This window comes from Bacilli bacterium (assembly GCA_036381315.1).
Lineage (GTDB): Bacteria > Bacillota > Bacilli > Paenibacillales > KCTC-25726 > DASVDB01.
In genome coordinates this window covers 1-14,747 of the sequence record DASVDB010000082.1, presented here as the reverse complement: position 1 = coordinate 14,747, position 14,747 = coordinate 1, and the positions used below count along the sequence as shown (strand labels likewise).

Here is a 14,747-nt window from a genome sequence, read left to right as displayed (position 1 = left end):
GCGGAAAGGAACGGCAGCCGGCCCAATCGTCCGACTGCCGCCATGCCCTTCCGGCGTTTATTTTTCGTTCAGGAAGCTGTCCACCTGCTGGGCCGCTTTGTCCAGCGCGTCCTTCGGTGTCGCTTTGTTGCGGAATACCGACTCGAAGGCGGCGGCGATTGCATCGTTGATTTTGTTCGCGTTTGGACTGGGCGTTCGCGTATATGCGGTCTTGAGCTGATCGATGTACGGCTGCAAATACCAAATGTCCTTGAGTTCCGGCGACTGCGCCGCCTCGGTGTTCGTCGGAATTTGGCCGGTTTGTTTGACCATCAGCAACTGGATTTCCGTCGAGGTCATGAACTGCGCAAACTTCCAGGCTTCCTGCGCATGTTTCGCTCCGTTGAAGATGACCAGGTCTTCGCCGCCGACGACGGAGTGGCTTTGCCCGTCGGGCCCCGCCGGGATCAGGGCGGGAAGCATTTTGCCTTTGGTGTCCTGGTCGCCGATCAGCGAGAAGAACCACGGACCGTCCGTAATCATCATGTAAGATGCCGGCTTACCCTGGTCGCCGCGCAAGCCTTCCCATGTTCCCGGCTGTCCGCCCAGGATCGGAGGTGCGAGTAGTCCTTCCTTATACCATCCGTAAATCGTCTCCAGCGCTTTGACGCTGGCGTCTGAGTTCAGATAGCCGGTCGCTTTCGTGTACGTTGGATCGGTATATTGACCGCCGAGTGTCCAGAAAAAGGCTGAGAAATCCCAAACGTTCGTGCCGCCGATCGTGATGCCGTAATATTTGCCTTTCGATTTGATGCTACGGGCGAGATTGGCCAGATCGTCCATCGTTTTCGGAGGCTCCGAACCTCCGGCCTTTTGCAGCAGTTCCTGATTGTAAATCGCCACGCGCGTGTTCGTATCCAGCGGCACCCCGTAGTAATGGCCGTTGTACAGGTTCGTATCGGCGGTACCTTTAAAAGATTGGTTCAAAATGTCCTGCGCGTTCGGGAACCCGTCTATTTCCTGCAGCGCCCCCTGCTTCGCCATATTGGGCACCCAGGTGTTGTCCATCCGCATGATGTCGGGCGGTGTCCCGCCCGCTACAGCCGTGAGCACTTGCTGATCCAGATTTTCGGTCGGCATGCGCGTCGCATGGATTTTGATGCCCGGGTTCGACGCCTCAAACTTCGGAATGACCTGCTCGAGCAGTACCTTCTCTTCCCCTTCGCCGTAAGCGTGCCAAAATTCGACCGTGACCGGCTCGGCTGATGCCGAATCGCTCGGGCTCGCTGACGGCGCCGCGCTCGGGGACGCGCCGCCCGAAGCCGCTCCCTGATCCGAATTTGATCCGCATGCCGACAATAACATGGCGGCCAGTACAATTGCCACGAACCCTTTTGCTGTCGCATATGCAAGTTTCACCGGACTTCCCCCTCATTTAACGAAATTGGTTGCACTTTTATTATGAGGTCCGGAAACCGCCGGCGACATTTCTCTCTTTTCCGTTTTGGTGCACGAAATTCGGCATTTGCCCGTTCTTGGCGAAAGATGAAAAAGAAGCGGTCCGCGATCATCCGGTTTCCCGGAAAAAAAGCGACATCCCCGGCGGCGCAGAAAAAATGGGACGGCTACAAAGCCGTCCCATGAGCCCTCTTTATTGCACGTTGCCGTAGAACCACATTTCTCCGCTTGCCATTTTGCGAACATGCAGCGCCTGCATGTCATCCTCCGACCAAGCCAGCGTCGCCGGGTTTTGCCGCACGAGCACCACATTCAGGTTGCTATAGTCGCCGTCGGTGACGAAACCGGTGCTGGACAACTCAGATAGCGGAATGACCATCTCGATGTTTCCCGAGGCGGGATCCCACTGTGGCGCGATGACACCGGTGATAAAATGATCGAACGTCCATGCGCCGCCGACAAACTTGAACATCGCATAGTTGTTGCTGTCGCTCCATCGGCCGACCATATATTGCGCCGCATGGTCAAGCGTCGACCCGTACATTGCGGTGTCGGAAGAAGCTGCCGCCCCATGTTTAAAATCTTCAGCGTACACGAGCATGCCGAATCTGGGAGTCTCGTTGAATGCGGGTAAGCTGCCGCTTTTATTTTTGATTCGGATATACAGGTTGTTCGCATCGTTGCTGACATGCACCTGCAGGATGTCCGTGTCGCCCGAGCCGGACACGCTCGCTTTATTGCTGACGTAATACGGAACGTCACTATATTGCGGCAGATCCGAAGCAACGTTCGTCGTGACGGAAATCGTCTTGTATGCGCCAACATTGGCCTGAGGAGAAATGACACGAATGTCCGCTTGTCCCTCATAGGCAAGCGCAGTCAAAACGAACCACGCGGCCGTCACCGGTTCTACCATCGTGCTGGGCAGCGGCTTGAGCGTCACGCGGGAAACTGCCTCACCCGGCATCATATAGCCGACTCCCGTTCGCGATACCATCCACGTCAATTCGTTCAATGCATTCGTTAAGTCCCCTCTGTAAATGGAATACAGCGCCAAGTATGCAGTCATCTGCGGCCACGAAGGTTCGTCGCTCAGCGCTTCGTTGCCGGCCGGGCTATAAGGCGATGTGTAATAGAATATATCGCCGGAATAACGCGCAATGCCGTAGCCGTCGTGCTGCAGATGGCTGATAATGACGGCAGCCTGGCTGGCGGCCCGGGAAGAAGCGGCATCGATGGTACCGTACACGACAGCCGCCATAGACGAAGCGTCGATGAGCGCGTTCGCCCCGCCGCTTGTCGTTACGGCCCGATTGAAGTAGCCGCTTGCCGCGTTCCAGTTCCCTTTCGGGTTCCAGGTGTCGTTGCGGTTGATGCTGGTACGAATTTGGCTGGCGACGCCGTTGTAGTTGTCCGCCAACGCGGGCAAGCCTTTGGCGCGCGCCATGTATTGCGCGGCATCCAGCCCGGTTGCGTACAAGGATTGCGTGAAGATGTTGTACTCAACCTGCTCCTCCCAGATGCTGGCGTCGGCAGGGCCGAAGCCGTAGGGATCCGTGCCGATGTAGTTATAGATGAAATCGGCTGCCTTTTTGTAGCTCGTCCAGAAGTCGTTCAGGAACGTCGAACTTCCTGTCAGCTTGTAATGGAGATACGCGGCGATCAAATAAATGCCGACCGCATCGTTTTCCGGCTCGACGAACGGCACATAGCTGCTGTCCCACAAGTTGAACGTCGTTTTGAAGCTGCCGTCGGTTGATTGCCTGTCTTTCAGCCAATAAAAATATTTTTCTGCTTCGCTGTGGAACCCGGCCTGATCAAGAATCATCGCCGTGACGGCGCTGTCCCGGATCCACACTTTGTAACCATAAGCGAACGGGTTCGTTGTCGCAGGGATGGCGCCCGATACCGGTTGGATCGCATTTTTGATCGTGATAAGCGCCCGTTTGTACGCCTTGTTGATGCCGTCGTCGGCGAAACTGACGGACTTTCCGCTGGCAAGCCAGTTGGCGTATGCGTTCTGGGTTTGCGCGAACCAGTATGACGCCGTTTGCCCTCGCGCCGTGTCGACAGCGCTCTGCGCGTGGGCGAGCGTATCGCGAACCGTCGCGACAAAGGACAGCGTCACCGAGTCGTTAGCCGGAATCGTAAACGATTTTTGGAAAGCGATGCTGATGTCTGGGGCGGTTTCGCTGGCGTTGTTTTTCACCGTGCCGTTTTGGTCGAAGGTGTACCAAGCAGCACAGTTGTTTTGGCTCGTATCGGACACCGCATCGTTAGCCACCTGATAGCCGGTCATAGGCTGCAGCGCAGTAAGCGCCACGTAATATTGTCCAGAGTTGCTCATGTCGACGAACAGCGTGTTACGCACGCTATCATAATAACCGCTGATGAGTTTGTTCGTGCTGCCGAGAGTCTTATTGTTGACGTGGATTTGTTCCAGCAGATTGTAGTTGATCGGGCTTGTACTGTTATTCGTGAAAGTGTAGGTGGCTACAGTAATCCCCCGATTTGGCACCATGGCGTAATCTTTGGTCACGGTCACCGGCATGTTCGAGCCGCTGTAATCCAGATACTGGGTGCGCAAAACGCCTCCGTCGTCATAATACGCTTGCGAGTTGAAGTTGTGGATCTGGTCGTATTTGACTGTATGCGTCTCGTCGCGGAAAAAGCCGGAATAGTCCTTGATCTGGTTCGTGTTGAAATCTTTGCTGATTCGCATCTCCGCGATTCTCGGCCCGTACGTACCGGTGTCCGTTTGCGCCAGCTTGCTGGCCATCCAGACGTTCATCTGATCTGACCAGTTAGACATATACAGGCTGGTGACCGACTGGGTCGTCGGCAAAGTCGACGATCCCGCATAGGCCGGGGCGGCCAGCCGAGTGGACGACAAAATCAGCAGCATCGCGAAGGTCGCACATCCTCCGCGTTTCCACCATTTCCGTTTTTTCAAGGCCTGTCCCTCCTTTTGGGCGTTAATTTACGCTGATAGAGAAATCCGTGCCTTCCCATCGGTCCGTGCCCGTTTCCATGATGCCGTTGCCGTTGTCGTCCCACAAATACGTGAAATTGACTGTTGTGCCCGTCGTAAACGGACCGATGGAAGTTTCATACCGGTGATTGACGTCAGAAGAACCGTTACTGTACATCGGCGTGTCCGTCACGTTCTGCCAATTGTTGACGCCCCAATGTATCCAGCCGAATTCACCGTTTCGAACCGTAATGCGGTATCCCGCGGGGACGGACGTAATCTTGCGGTCAAACTGCCAAATGTATGTCTTGTCGACGTTCAACCTGTCCAGATTGATCGCCCCGGTGTTAGAAGCGTTATCCCATATGACGATCGTGTGAAGGCCCGGTTTCATGTGAACGGTCAGCTCTCCGTCGTTCCAGGTATCCCAGTTCGCGGTCGCCGGAAATTGGACTGTTCCGGCGTAAACGCCGTCTAGGAATACGTCACGCGTCGCCATCGATCCGCCGTTGGCGTAACGGAAGCGAAGCGAATAATCATCGTCCATCGCCGCCTGCACAACGAACGAAACGCCTTTACCGCTGTTTGCGAAGCCGTCCACGAAGCCGGTACCCGAATAGCCCTCATGATTCGTGTTCACCGTAACGCCCGTCCTGATGGCCGCTTCCGCTTCATATTGGTTGTTGGCCGGAGCGGTAAACGTCCGTTTCATATAAATCATGTCCCAGTACTGAAGCAAGGGGACGGTGAACGACACATAGTTGCCATTGCTATCCGATCCGGTGGTAAAAGATAATTCGTTCGTCTGCCCGCCTCCGATGTCTGGAGAAGCTACGTAGACGCGGCTGACCGACTCATTCGAGCCGATGTAAATTTTGGTGGCGAGATTGCTGAGCGTCGGTGGCTGGACTGCGCTGTTGCGCCACTGGTCGTCGTTGCCCTTCAGATTGATCAGATGGATGATGTCGTAGTCGGGCGTCCGCTTGTCGATCGTCCAGATCGTATTGCCCGTTCCGTCCCCGCTCACCGTCTCGCCGGCGATTTGCGCGAACTGGTTGCCGGAGTCGCTATTCAGTACATCGCCGTCAAACAACAGGTTCTCATAGGCGGTAATGAAAGTGTAATGATTTTTCATCGCATTGATTAGCGAACTGCGCATACTCTTGCTACGGTTCGGATAATATTCGTGGGCCAGCATCTGATTGTCGTCGCCTAGCTCGATGTGCGTTGCGCCACTGGCCGCCATCACAGCGTCGGCGAGCCGGACCGACGCGTCTTCAAACGTGCCGAGCGTCAAGCTGTCCAGGTTGATCGCCCCAATGTTGCCGCTGTCGTAGGCCACCTTGACTGTATGCGCGCCGGCGGTCAGGCTCACCTGGAGCCACGCGTCGTGAGCCCACGTGTTCCAGTCGGGCTGATTGTAAAATCCGATCGATTGAACCAAGCTGCCGTCGACGTAAATATTGCGCGTAGCCATGTTGCCGGTGTTGTTTCCGTAGGCGAACACAAGCGAATAATGCCCTTGTTCCGGCGCGGTGATCGAAAAAGTGACGGCGTCGCCCACGGAATCGAATTGGTCGACGAAGCCGGTGCCTGAATAGCCAGGGTGGTTTGTGTTGACGCCGACGTTCGTTCGGGATGCGCTTTCCGCCTCGTATCGCGGACCGATGTTCTCGCCATAGTCCATGTAGGCGGCTAGTACGACCGCCTTGTTGCCGCTGTTTGCGCGGAGGCTGTCGATATAATTTTTGAGTTGAAGGTAGCTGTTCGATTTGTACCAGATTTCGCTGTAATTAAAGTCCGTATTGGCGTTCGTGCTGACATCGTTCGCAGCCCAGCCGTTCACGGTTCCGTCCACGATGTTGAAGGTAAGCCGGTTTTTCGCGGGGTTGTTGTTCGTCAACGTCGTCTTGGCCGCGTTCAGGAATGGTGAGAACCGCGTGGACAAATCGACTGGACTGCCGCCAAACGTGTACACGTTGTCCCGTTCGCCCATTTGATCGACGTGGATCCCGTCGAACCCGGCCGTATTGACGGCGTCTATATATTGCTGCTGGATGTAGAACTGCCAGCTTACGTTTGCCGGATCAAACATCCAAAGGTACGTCGACCCGTTGCCAAAATCCACGTTGAGCTGGCTCGCATGGGAAGCGTCCTGGTACAAGCCCCAAGTCGGACTGATCCCGAAGTTGCTGTAATTTTCCCGAGCCGCATAGACCATCGCGTATGCCATGGCAACCATGTTCTGATTATGCGTGGCGGAGATGAGGTTTTGGATCGTCTGCCAGGAGATCGTCCTGTTGAACAGATCCTGCCATGTGGCATTTACAGTGCCTCCGGTGCGTTGAAACAGCGTGTCGTGCCGCCACATCCAGTCATAGTACTGCAGGGCATTAAGATGGTAATCCTGCGCCAGTTGATTGACTTTGGCCGCGCTCTGCTCGGACGTTTCGGTCCTCGAAAAAACGGAAAGGTACCCGTAGCGTGGATACTTGGCGAAGTCGGAGGAAACGTCGATAGCCGTGGTGCCGTAGCCGAACGTGCCGCAGTCGACCTTAACGAAATAACCTTGAAAATCGATGGGAGGCGCCGTCCACTCAAACGTGATTTTTACCGTTTGGCCAGCCGGCACGCTGACCGCTTTAGTGGTTGTATAGATGTGAGTATCAAGGTGGGAGATCGTTAGCGCCGCGTTGCCGCTCCAGTTCGACCCGGAACGGTTGGTTAACTGCGCGGTGATGGTCACGTTGTTGCCGGGATTGTAGCGCGCTTTGTCCGTGTACACTTTGTCGACCGATCCTGTCCCTTCCGCGCGTACCTTATTCACCACTCCGGGGACAGTGCCCCCGAAAAGGCAGACGAGCACAAACACCATGACCAGCAGCGGCGAAACGGATGTTTTCCTGCTTCTCAATGCCATCAGCCCCTTTCTTCATGAGTTAAACCGCATGTACGTTCGGCAATGTTGCTTTAGTGAAGGCGATCACTTCCTTGGTAGTTTGGATGGAATGCATACAGGACCGCCAGGCGACGAACGTCCCCTTTTATAAAAGGTGTCTTCCATTATAGGCGACGTTTTTCCATCCCGGAAGGACACAATTTCCCGATTCGGTATCGTCTTTTCGGCTTTTGTAACCGATTTCAGACATGTGCATGCGCAAATCAAAAAGAACCCGCCCCGGTTCTTACGCCGCCGCTCGCCGCTGCCAGCGGGTTCCAGCAAACGCAAAAATCAGATCGTTGGGTTCTTCTTGCCTTTTGTCGAAAAAATGGTGTTACAGCTTTGCTTCCAGCGTCCGCAAAATCACGGCGGTTTGCCGGATAGCGGCCTTGTTAGCTGGCTGACATGCGGCCTTTAACGGTTATGGTAGGGGGCTTTCAGATCTAACGGGCGTGACAGAGGCTATTTTGGGTTTTACGCCCGGTTTTCAAGTTTAACGGGCGTAGGTGCGCTTATCTTGGCATTTTATACGGTAATCAGACAAAAAAATGGCGAATAGCCGCTGTGGCGACCGTTAAAATTTTTGCCCAACCTTTTTTCGGCGAATAGCCTCTGCTGCGTCCGTTAGCGCTGGCGGAGAGCAGGCGCTGGAAGCCGACCGCCTAATAGCGTCAGGTTAGACCCGGCGCCCGGAAACAAAAACCATGCAGAAAAAAGCCCCGGCCTTTAACTTTAAAGGCGGGACTTTTTTAAACTTGTATTTTGCTTACTTGGGTTTGGCCCGCCGTCATTTTCATCCAGCTGGCCATATAATCGATAACCTCGCCGCCGAACGGATCGTTGTGCAACTCGTGAAAGAAGCCTTTCCAAATCATCAAAGTGCTGAATTCCTTCGCTTTTTCGGCAAACCGTTCGCTGGCCGCGCAGGATGTAATTTGATCGCCGCTGCCGTGCATAATCAAAACGGGAATGCGGATGTCCGCGGCATGTTCAATTGCCCATGCGCCGGCATCCCGCAAGGAAAAATACAAGCGTGCGGTAATCCGGTCATGCACAAGTCCGTCCGCTTCATATTCGTCGACAATGTCCGCGCTGCGGGAAAGTGCTTTCGATTTAAGGCCGTTGGACTGTGAAAAAGAAGGCCACAGCCGATCCACAACCCGCCCGAATCGCACCTTGATCTTTGGCGGCTCAAAGGCGAGTTTAAGCCACGGCGCGCTGGAAATAACCCCGGCCAATTCCGGTTTGCGGCGCAGCACATAATTGAGAACCAAATTGCCGCCCATGCTGTGCCCGTATAAAAAAAGCGGGACATCCGGAAACAATTGCGCAAATTGCCGCAGCGCGGAGCCGATATCGTCCAGCAAGGCGGAAAATGATGGGGTGTGTCCGCGTTTGCCGTCCGACTTACCATGTCCGCGCAAATCAAAAGCAGCCACTGCGATGCCTTCGCGCCCAAAGCTTTCCGCAACATGGGCAAAGCGTCCGCTATGCTCCCCCAAGCCGTGGACGATGCAAACCGCGCTTTTTATAACTCCGTCAGGGTACCATAGCCGTGTGAACAAAGAAGTGCCATCAGCTGATTTCCAGCTACACTCGGAATACTCCACTTCATGCACCTCGTCTATCCCTATCAAGGGTTTGCCGAACTTTCGGCGATTTACCGTCATTATACCATACCCTGTTCATCATTTGTCATTCTGCCCGGCTTTACAAGTTTTTTCATTAAAATAAGGTTATGCGGCGGCGGCCAGGATTATTTCCCGCTAAACAAATTGCGCCAAGAAAACGATAAATAATAGTATGGTATGTTTATCCATAGTATAATGAAAAAAATTGCTGTTATTGTCGAGCGCCGTCGCATTTAGCCGCAGATACAGATAATGGGGTGTTTCTTGTGGAAAAATCTACGTTGATCGGAATCATACTAGGGTTTTTTGCCGTTGTGGTTGGCATGTACTTGAAAGGCGCCAATCCCTTGTTTGTGCTGGAAGTGCCCGCCGCATGGATTATCATCATTATCGGAACCGCGGCTTCGCTGTTTATGGGTTTCCCAATGTCGGAAATGAAGAAGTTTCCGAAACTGGTGAAAATTATTTTTTCCAAACCGAAATTGCCGCCGAAAAAAGATCTGATCAGACTGTTCATGGAGTGGGCGACGATTACCCGGCGGGAAGGGCTGCTGGCGCTGGAAAGCAAAGTGGAGGAAATTGACGACGCCTTTTTGCGCAACGGCATGCGCATGATCATTGACGGCAATGACCAGGATTTCGTCCGCGATGTGCTGATGGAGGAAATATCCGCAATGGAAGAACGGCATAAAGCGGGAGCGCTTATTTTTTCCCAGGCGGGCATGTATGCGCCTACCCTCGGGGTGCTTGGCGCCGTTGTCGGCTTGATCGCCGCCCTTAGCCATATGTCCGATATGGATGTGTTGGCGCACTCCATTGCCGCCGCGTTCGTTGCCACTTTGCTTGGAATTTTCACCGGCTATGTGCTATGGCATCCGATTTCCAACAAATTAAAGCGAATCTCGAGCAAAGAAGTGGAAATCAGAATGATGATGATCGAGGGGCTTCTTTCCATCCAATCCGGCGTATCCACCATCGCCATCAACCAGAAATTGTCCGTATTCTTAACTCCGACGGAGCGTTATGAGCAGGAAAAGGAGGAAAAAGCCAGTGAGAAAGAAACGCAGAGCGCATGACGACGAACCTGCCAATGAAACGTGGCTGATTCCGTATTCCGACCTATTGACGCTCTTGCTGGCGATGTTTATTGTGCTTTTTGCTTCAAGCAAAACCGACGTCAACAAATTTGAGGAAATGATGGTCGCGTTTAATTCCGTACTTTCCGGAGGCAGCGGGATTTTCGAAAAATCGACGCTCGTTCCGGTCGGCAACAGCCTGTCCACGAAAGACCGTTCCAACGAAGACGTAACGCAACGCAGGCTGCAGACAAGCCTTACCCGGCAACAAATGGAGCAATTTATCAAAGAAACACAGGACCTTGAGAAATTAAAAGCGCAAATTGACAAGTACATAACCGAAAACGGCTTGACAGCCGAACTGAAAACCGAATTAAACAGCCACCAATTGGTTTTGAAAATCAGCGACAACGCGTTGTTTGCCCCGGCCAGCGCCACCGTGAAAGACGAAGCCAAAAAACTGGCGCTCACGATAGCGTCCATGCTGGAGCAATACCCGCAATATGAAGTTGTCGTTTCCGGCCACACGGACAATGTGCCGATCCACACCGCGGAGTTTCCGTCCAACTGGGAATTAAGCGCAAAACGCGCGCTCAACTTTATGAAAATATTGCTTAGCGACAAAAAATTGTCCCCTGAGCGGTTCAGCGCAATCGGCTATGGCGAATACCGCCCGGTGGCCAGCAACGATACCGCGGAAGGCAGGGCCAAAAACAGGCGCGTGGAAGTCGCGATCGTCCGCGCCGTGCAAGCCGATATCGATCTGGAAGAATTCAACCGGAGCCAATCCGGAAACACTCCGTAAAAAAGCCAAATTCGCACCAAAGACCGCATAGGCGAAATGATATGCTCCCCTTTGAGCAGACACCTGAAACAACAAAAATTCGGGACTGCACAAAGGGGAGTTTTTTCATGGGGAGAAGCCGGTTTCAAACCGAAATGCGGCAAAAATTTTTATTTTCCCATTTTCGCCAAAATGTCGTTGACGAAACACGAACATCGTAATAGTATTGTTTGTTGTGCTCTTATATTTTTGTATATTTGATTATTTAGATATTGATATGAAGCGGAAACGGGGCTAACGGATTTGGCTGAATCATATCGTTGGTTGATCTTGTTGGGAGCGCTCGGCTTGTTTGCCGGGGGCGCGGCGTCTGCGCTGCTTTTTGCCAGAATCCCCAAACTAAGCGATTGGCTTGCGCATGTTTGCGCGCTGCTTGGAAATGTGGCGCTGATGGCCGGTGCGATCATCGGGTTTTCGGCAAAACCGGGACAAGCCGTATTGTTTCACGGCGCATTCACATTCACCGATATCGTCGTCCGGCAGTCGGCATTTGCCGCGTTTTTTCTTTTTATGACGGGAGCAATCGGCTTGCTGGTTTCGATTTACGCCATCGGCTACGCTGCCGAATATCGCGGCCGCAAATCGCTCGCGCTCCTGAATGCCGGTACGCTCTTGTTTTTAATGGCGATGGCCTGGGTGGTGCTATCCGGAAATGTCTTTACGTTCTTGCTGGCCTGGGAGACGATGTCGATCGTGTCTTATTTTCTTGTTATGTACGAACATGAACAAGACGAAGCGCAAAAGGCCGGTTTCGTCTACGTCGTCATGACGCATATCGGCACCGCGTTTTTGATGATCGCTTTCTTTCTGTTGCAGCATTACACCGGAAGCTTTGATTTTGCGCGCATGAATGCGGCAAACATGCCGATTGTGGCAAAATCATGGGTGTTTATCTTTGCGTTCATCGGTTTCGGCACCAAAGCGGGGCTTGTTCCCTTGCATATTTGGCTGCCCAGGGCGCACCCGGCGGCGCCGAGCCATATCTCCGCGCTAATGTCCGGAGTGATGATCAAGACGGCCATCTACGGCTTTCTTTTGGTGGTGGTCCAGTTTTTGCATGCGGGCCCTGTATGGTGGGGAATTGTCGCGCTTACGCTTGGCGCCGTTTCCGCTTTGTTTGGCGTCCTGCACGCGCTGAACGACATCGACATGAAGCGGATGCTGGCTTACAGCAGCATTGAGAATATCGGCTTGATGTTCATGGGTATCGGAACTGCGCTGATCTTCTGCAGTTTGCGCCAGCCTGTGCCGGCGGCGCTGGCATTAATGGCCGCGCTCATCCATGCGATGAACCATGCCTTTTTCAAAAGCCTGCTGTTCATGGGAGCCGGCGCCGTGCTTTCCGTAACGCATACAAAAAATATGAACTTGCTGGGCGGATTAATCAGGCGCATGCCGCAGACCGCGTTGTTTGTCCTGTTCGGCTCGCTGTCCATCGCCGCTTTGCCGCCGCTGAACGGATTTGTCGGCGAATGGATGCTGTTTCAAAGCATGTTTGCGTTAGGCTTTTCGGGAACGAATATCGGCTTGCACATGCTCGGCATTTTGGCGGTCGCGGTGTTGGCAATCACCGGAGCGCTTGTCGCGATGCTGTTTGTGCGCGCCTTCGCCACAAGCTTTTTGGCGCTGCCCCGCTCGGAAGCCGCGGAAGAAGCCTGCGAAGCGCCGCTCACAATGCGAACGGGGATGGCCCTGGCGACGGCGGTTTGTCTGATGCTCGGCGTGTTCCCGTTTGCCGCGTTCGGCGCGGTTCGTTCATCCATTCAAGCGCTGACGGGGGCCGATGCGCTTGCGCCGAATTTGTTCAGCCCGCTCTTTATGGCGAGCGGAAGCAGCAAAGCCGCAATGGGAACAATTGCGGCCGTACTCATCGTTTGTAGCGGTATCGCTTGGCTGATCGCCCGAATCATCGGCGGAAAAACAAAAACGACGAGCGTCGACACATGGGCTTGCACCAATACACTCGAGCCGCGCATGACTTACACGGCAAGCGGTTATAGCAAGCCGGTGCGCGTGGCGTCGCGGTTTCTGTTAAAACCGTCGCGGCGCCTGATTGTCGACCGCAATCCGAAAAGCCCGTACTTTATCCGCGGATACACCTATATCAGCCGCATTCCGCTGGTTGTCGAGGAATTCGCGTACAGACCGGTCATGCATTTGCTCGTCGCCGGGGCCCGCATTTTCCGAAAAATTCAAAACGGACAAGTACAAAGCTATCTCGTCTATTTGTTCGCGACATTGGTCATCGTACTTTTCTTTACCATGAGGTGAGAAGCCGGTGGAAACGATTCTGCTGCAAACGGCGCAAATTGTGTTGCTGGTGTTGTTTGCACCCATTTTAACAGGCGTGATCAAAAAAACAAAAGCGCTGCTGCAAGGGCGCAAAGGCCCCGCCATTATGCAAACCTATTATGATTTGCGCAAATTCATGCGCAAAGACGCGGTGGTCTCCAAAGAAGCCTCCTGGATTTTTACCGCCACTCCTTATGTCGTATTCGGCGCGACACTGGCGGTTACGGCGCTCATTCCGGTCGTGTCGGACCATGCGTTGCTCTCTTTTACCGGAGATTTCGTGCTTGTCGTGTATTTGTTTGCGCTCGCGCGGTTTTTTCTGGCCATGTCCGGCGTTGATACCGGCAGTTCGTTTGGGGCGATGGGGTCCAGCCGCGATATGTTCATCTCCATGTTGGCCGAACCGGTTTTATTCATCACCGTGCTGGTCATGGCGATCCCTGCGCAAACCTTGAATTTGTCGGCAATGGTCAAGTATCTTGCAACCGGCGGGCAGCACATTACACCGGCGTATTTTATGATGATTCTCGCGTTTGTCATGCTGCTTGTCACTGAAACGGGGCGCGTGCCGGTCGACAATCCGGATACCCATCTTGAGTTGACCATGATTCACGAAGGAACGCTGCTTGAATATTCCGGCAAACAACTTGCCCTGCTCGTCTGGGGCTCGTCGCTCAAACAAATCATCCTGTTCGCCCTCTTTGCCGATTTGTGTTTCCCATGGGGCGTCGCCACTGAACCGGGGCTCGGGCCGTGGCTTTTGGGGCTCGTCTTGCTGCTTTTGAAAATGGTCGGCGTTGGAATATTACTCGCGAGCGTCGAGATGTCATATGCCAAAATGCGTTTGTTCAAAGTTCCCCGGTATTTGGCGGCCGCATTCCTGCTCTCGCTATTTGCGCTTGTTACGGAATTTTTACTTTAAAACAGTGCGGAAAAAAAGTTTTTGCCGCGCGTCCCGAGAGGTGACTTATGATTCTGACCGCGCTTTCGGCGCTCATGGTTGTCAGCACGATCGTGCTGGTGTGGTTGAAATCGATCATGTCCGCCATTAAAATCTTGTCCTTGCAATCGCTGCTTTTGGCCGCCGCCAGCCTTTCGCTTGCCATGCGGACCGGTGCCGCCGAGCTGTATGTGATTGCCGCGCTTTCTTTGCTTGTGAAAGCCGCTTTGATTCCATACATTTTGGATCGTACGATGCGGCGGATGAACGTTAAAAGGGAAACGGAGAAATTCATCGGCAGGGAAACTTCCATTTTGGCGGCGGCGGGTATTGTCGTCTTCAGCTACGCGATAACCGGGCATTTCAATGGTGTGATGACGGAGCTTGGCAAAAGCTATTTGCCGGGATCCATATCGATGCTCCTGATCGGTTTGTTCGACATGATCACACATAAAAAAGCGATTATGCAGGGCGTCGGGCTGATTGTCATGGAAAACGGGCTGTTTCTGTTCGCCCTGTCAACCGCCAACGGCATGCCGTTCCTGGTCGATGTGGGGATCTTCCTTGACGTGTTTGTTACGGTTATTTTGATCAGCACGCTCAATTACCGGATGA

Annotated in this window: 9 protein-coding genes; 5 read left to right on the top strand and 4 right to left on the bottom strand. The window is 53.6% G+C overall.

The features are described 5' to 3' along the window. Window positions 1-57 precede the first annotated feature (57 nt). The 4 genes from VF260_06450 to VF260_06435 form a co-directional block, all read right to left on the bottom strand. Window positions 58-1,398: an extracellular solute-binding protein gene (locus VF260_06450; GenBank protein HEX7056821.1), complete on the bottom strand. Its 1,341-nt coding sequence runs from the start codon at window positions 1,396-1,398 to the stop codon at window positions 58-60. A gap of 232 nt (window positions 1,399-1,630) precedes the next feature. After that, on the bottom strand, window positions 1,631-4,390 hold the full coding sequence (locus VF260_06445) for a glycoside hydrolase family 15 protein (protein HEX7056820.1): 2,760 nt from the start codon (window positions 4,388-4,390) through the stop codon (window positions 1,631-1,633). Between the two features lie 22 nt (window positions 4,391-4,412). Next, window positions 4,413-7,322: a glycoside hydrolase family 66 protein gene (locus VF260_06440; GenBank protein HEX7056819.1), complete on the bottom strand. Its 2,910-nt coding sequence runs from the start codon at window positions 7,320-7,322 to the stop codon at window positions 4,413-4,415. A gap of 776 nt (window positions 7,323-8,098) precedes the next feature. Continuing rightward, window positions 8,099-9,019: an alpha/beta hydrolase gene (locus tag VF260_06435; GenBank protein HEX7056818.1), complete on the bottom strand. Its 921-nt coding sequence runs from the start codon at window positions 9,017-9,019 to the stop codon at window positions 8,099-8,101. A gap of 227 nt (window positions 9,020-9,246) precedes the next feature. Here VF260_06435 and motA point away from each other — a divergent pair, with 227 nt between their 5' ends. The 5 genes from motA to VF260_06410 all read left to right on the top strand — a co-directional run. Then, window positions 9,247-10,056, top strand: coding sequence for a flagellar motor stator protein MotA (gene motA / locus VF260_06430; protein HEX7056817.1), 810 nt, complete (start codon window positions 9,247-9,249; stop codon window positions 10,054-10,056). Beyond that, window positions 10,004-10,861, top strand: coding sequence for an OmpA family protein (locus VF260_06425; GenBank protein HEX7056816.1), 858 nt, complete (start codon window positions 10,004-10,006; stop codon window positions 10,859-10,861). Before motA ends, VF260_06425 begins: the two co-directional genes overlap by 53 nt. Window positions 10,862-11,143: 282 nt before the next feature. Beyond that, on the top strand, window positions 11,144-13,171 hold the full coding sequence (locus VF260_06420; protein ID HEX7056815.1) for a proton-conducting transporter membrane subunit: 2,028 nt from the start codon (window positions 11,144-11,146) through the stop codon (window positions 13,169-13,171). 7 nt (window positions 13,172-13,178) lie between these two features. Then, window positions 13,179-14,114, top strand: a complete 936-nt coding sequence (locus VF260_06415) for an NADH-quinone oxidoreductase subunit H (protein HEX7056814.1) — start codon at window positions 13,179-13,181, stop codon at window positions 14,112-14,114. Window positions 14,115-14,161: 47 nt separating this feature from the next. Beyond that, window positions 14,162-14,747, top strand: a 586-nt coding sequence (locus tag VF260_06410) for a hydrogenase (protein ID HEX7056813.1), incomplete at its 3' end; no start/stop codon positions are given.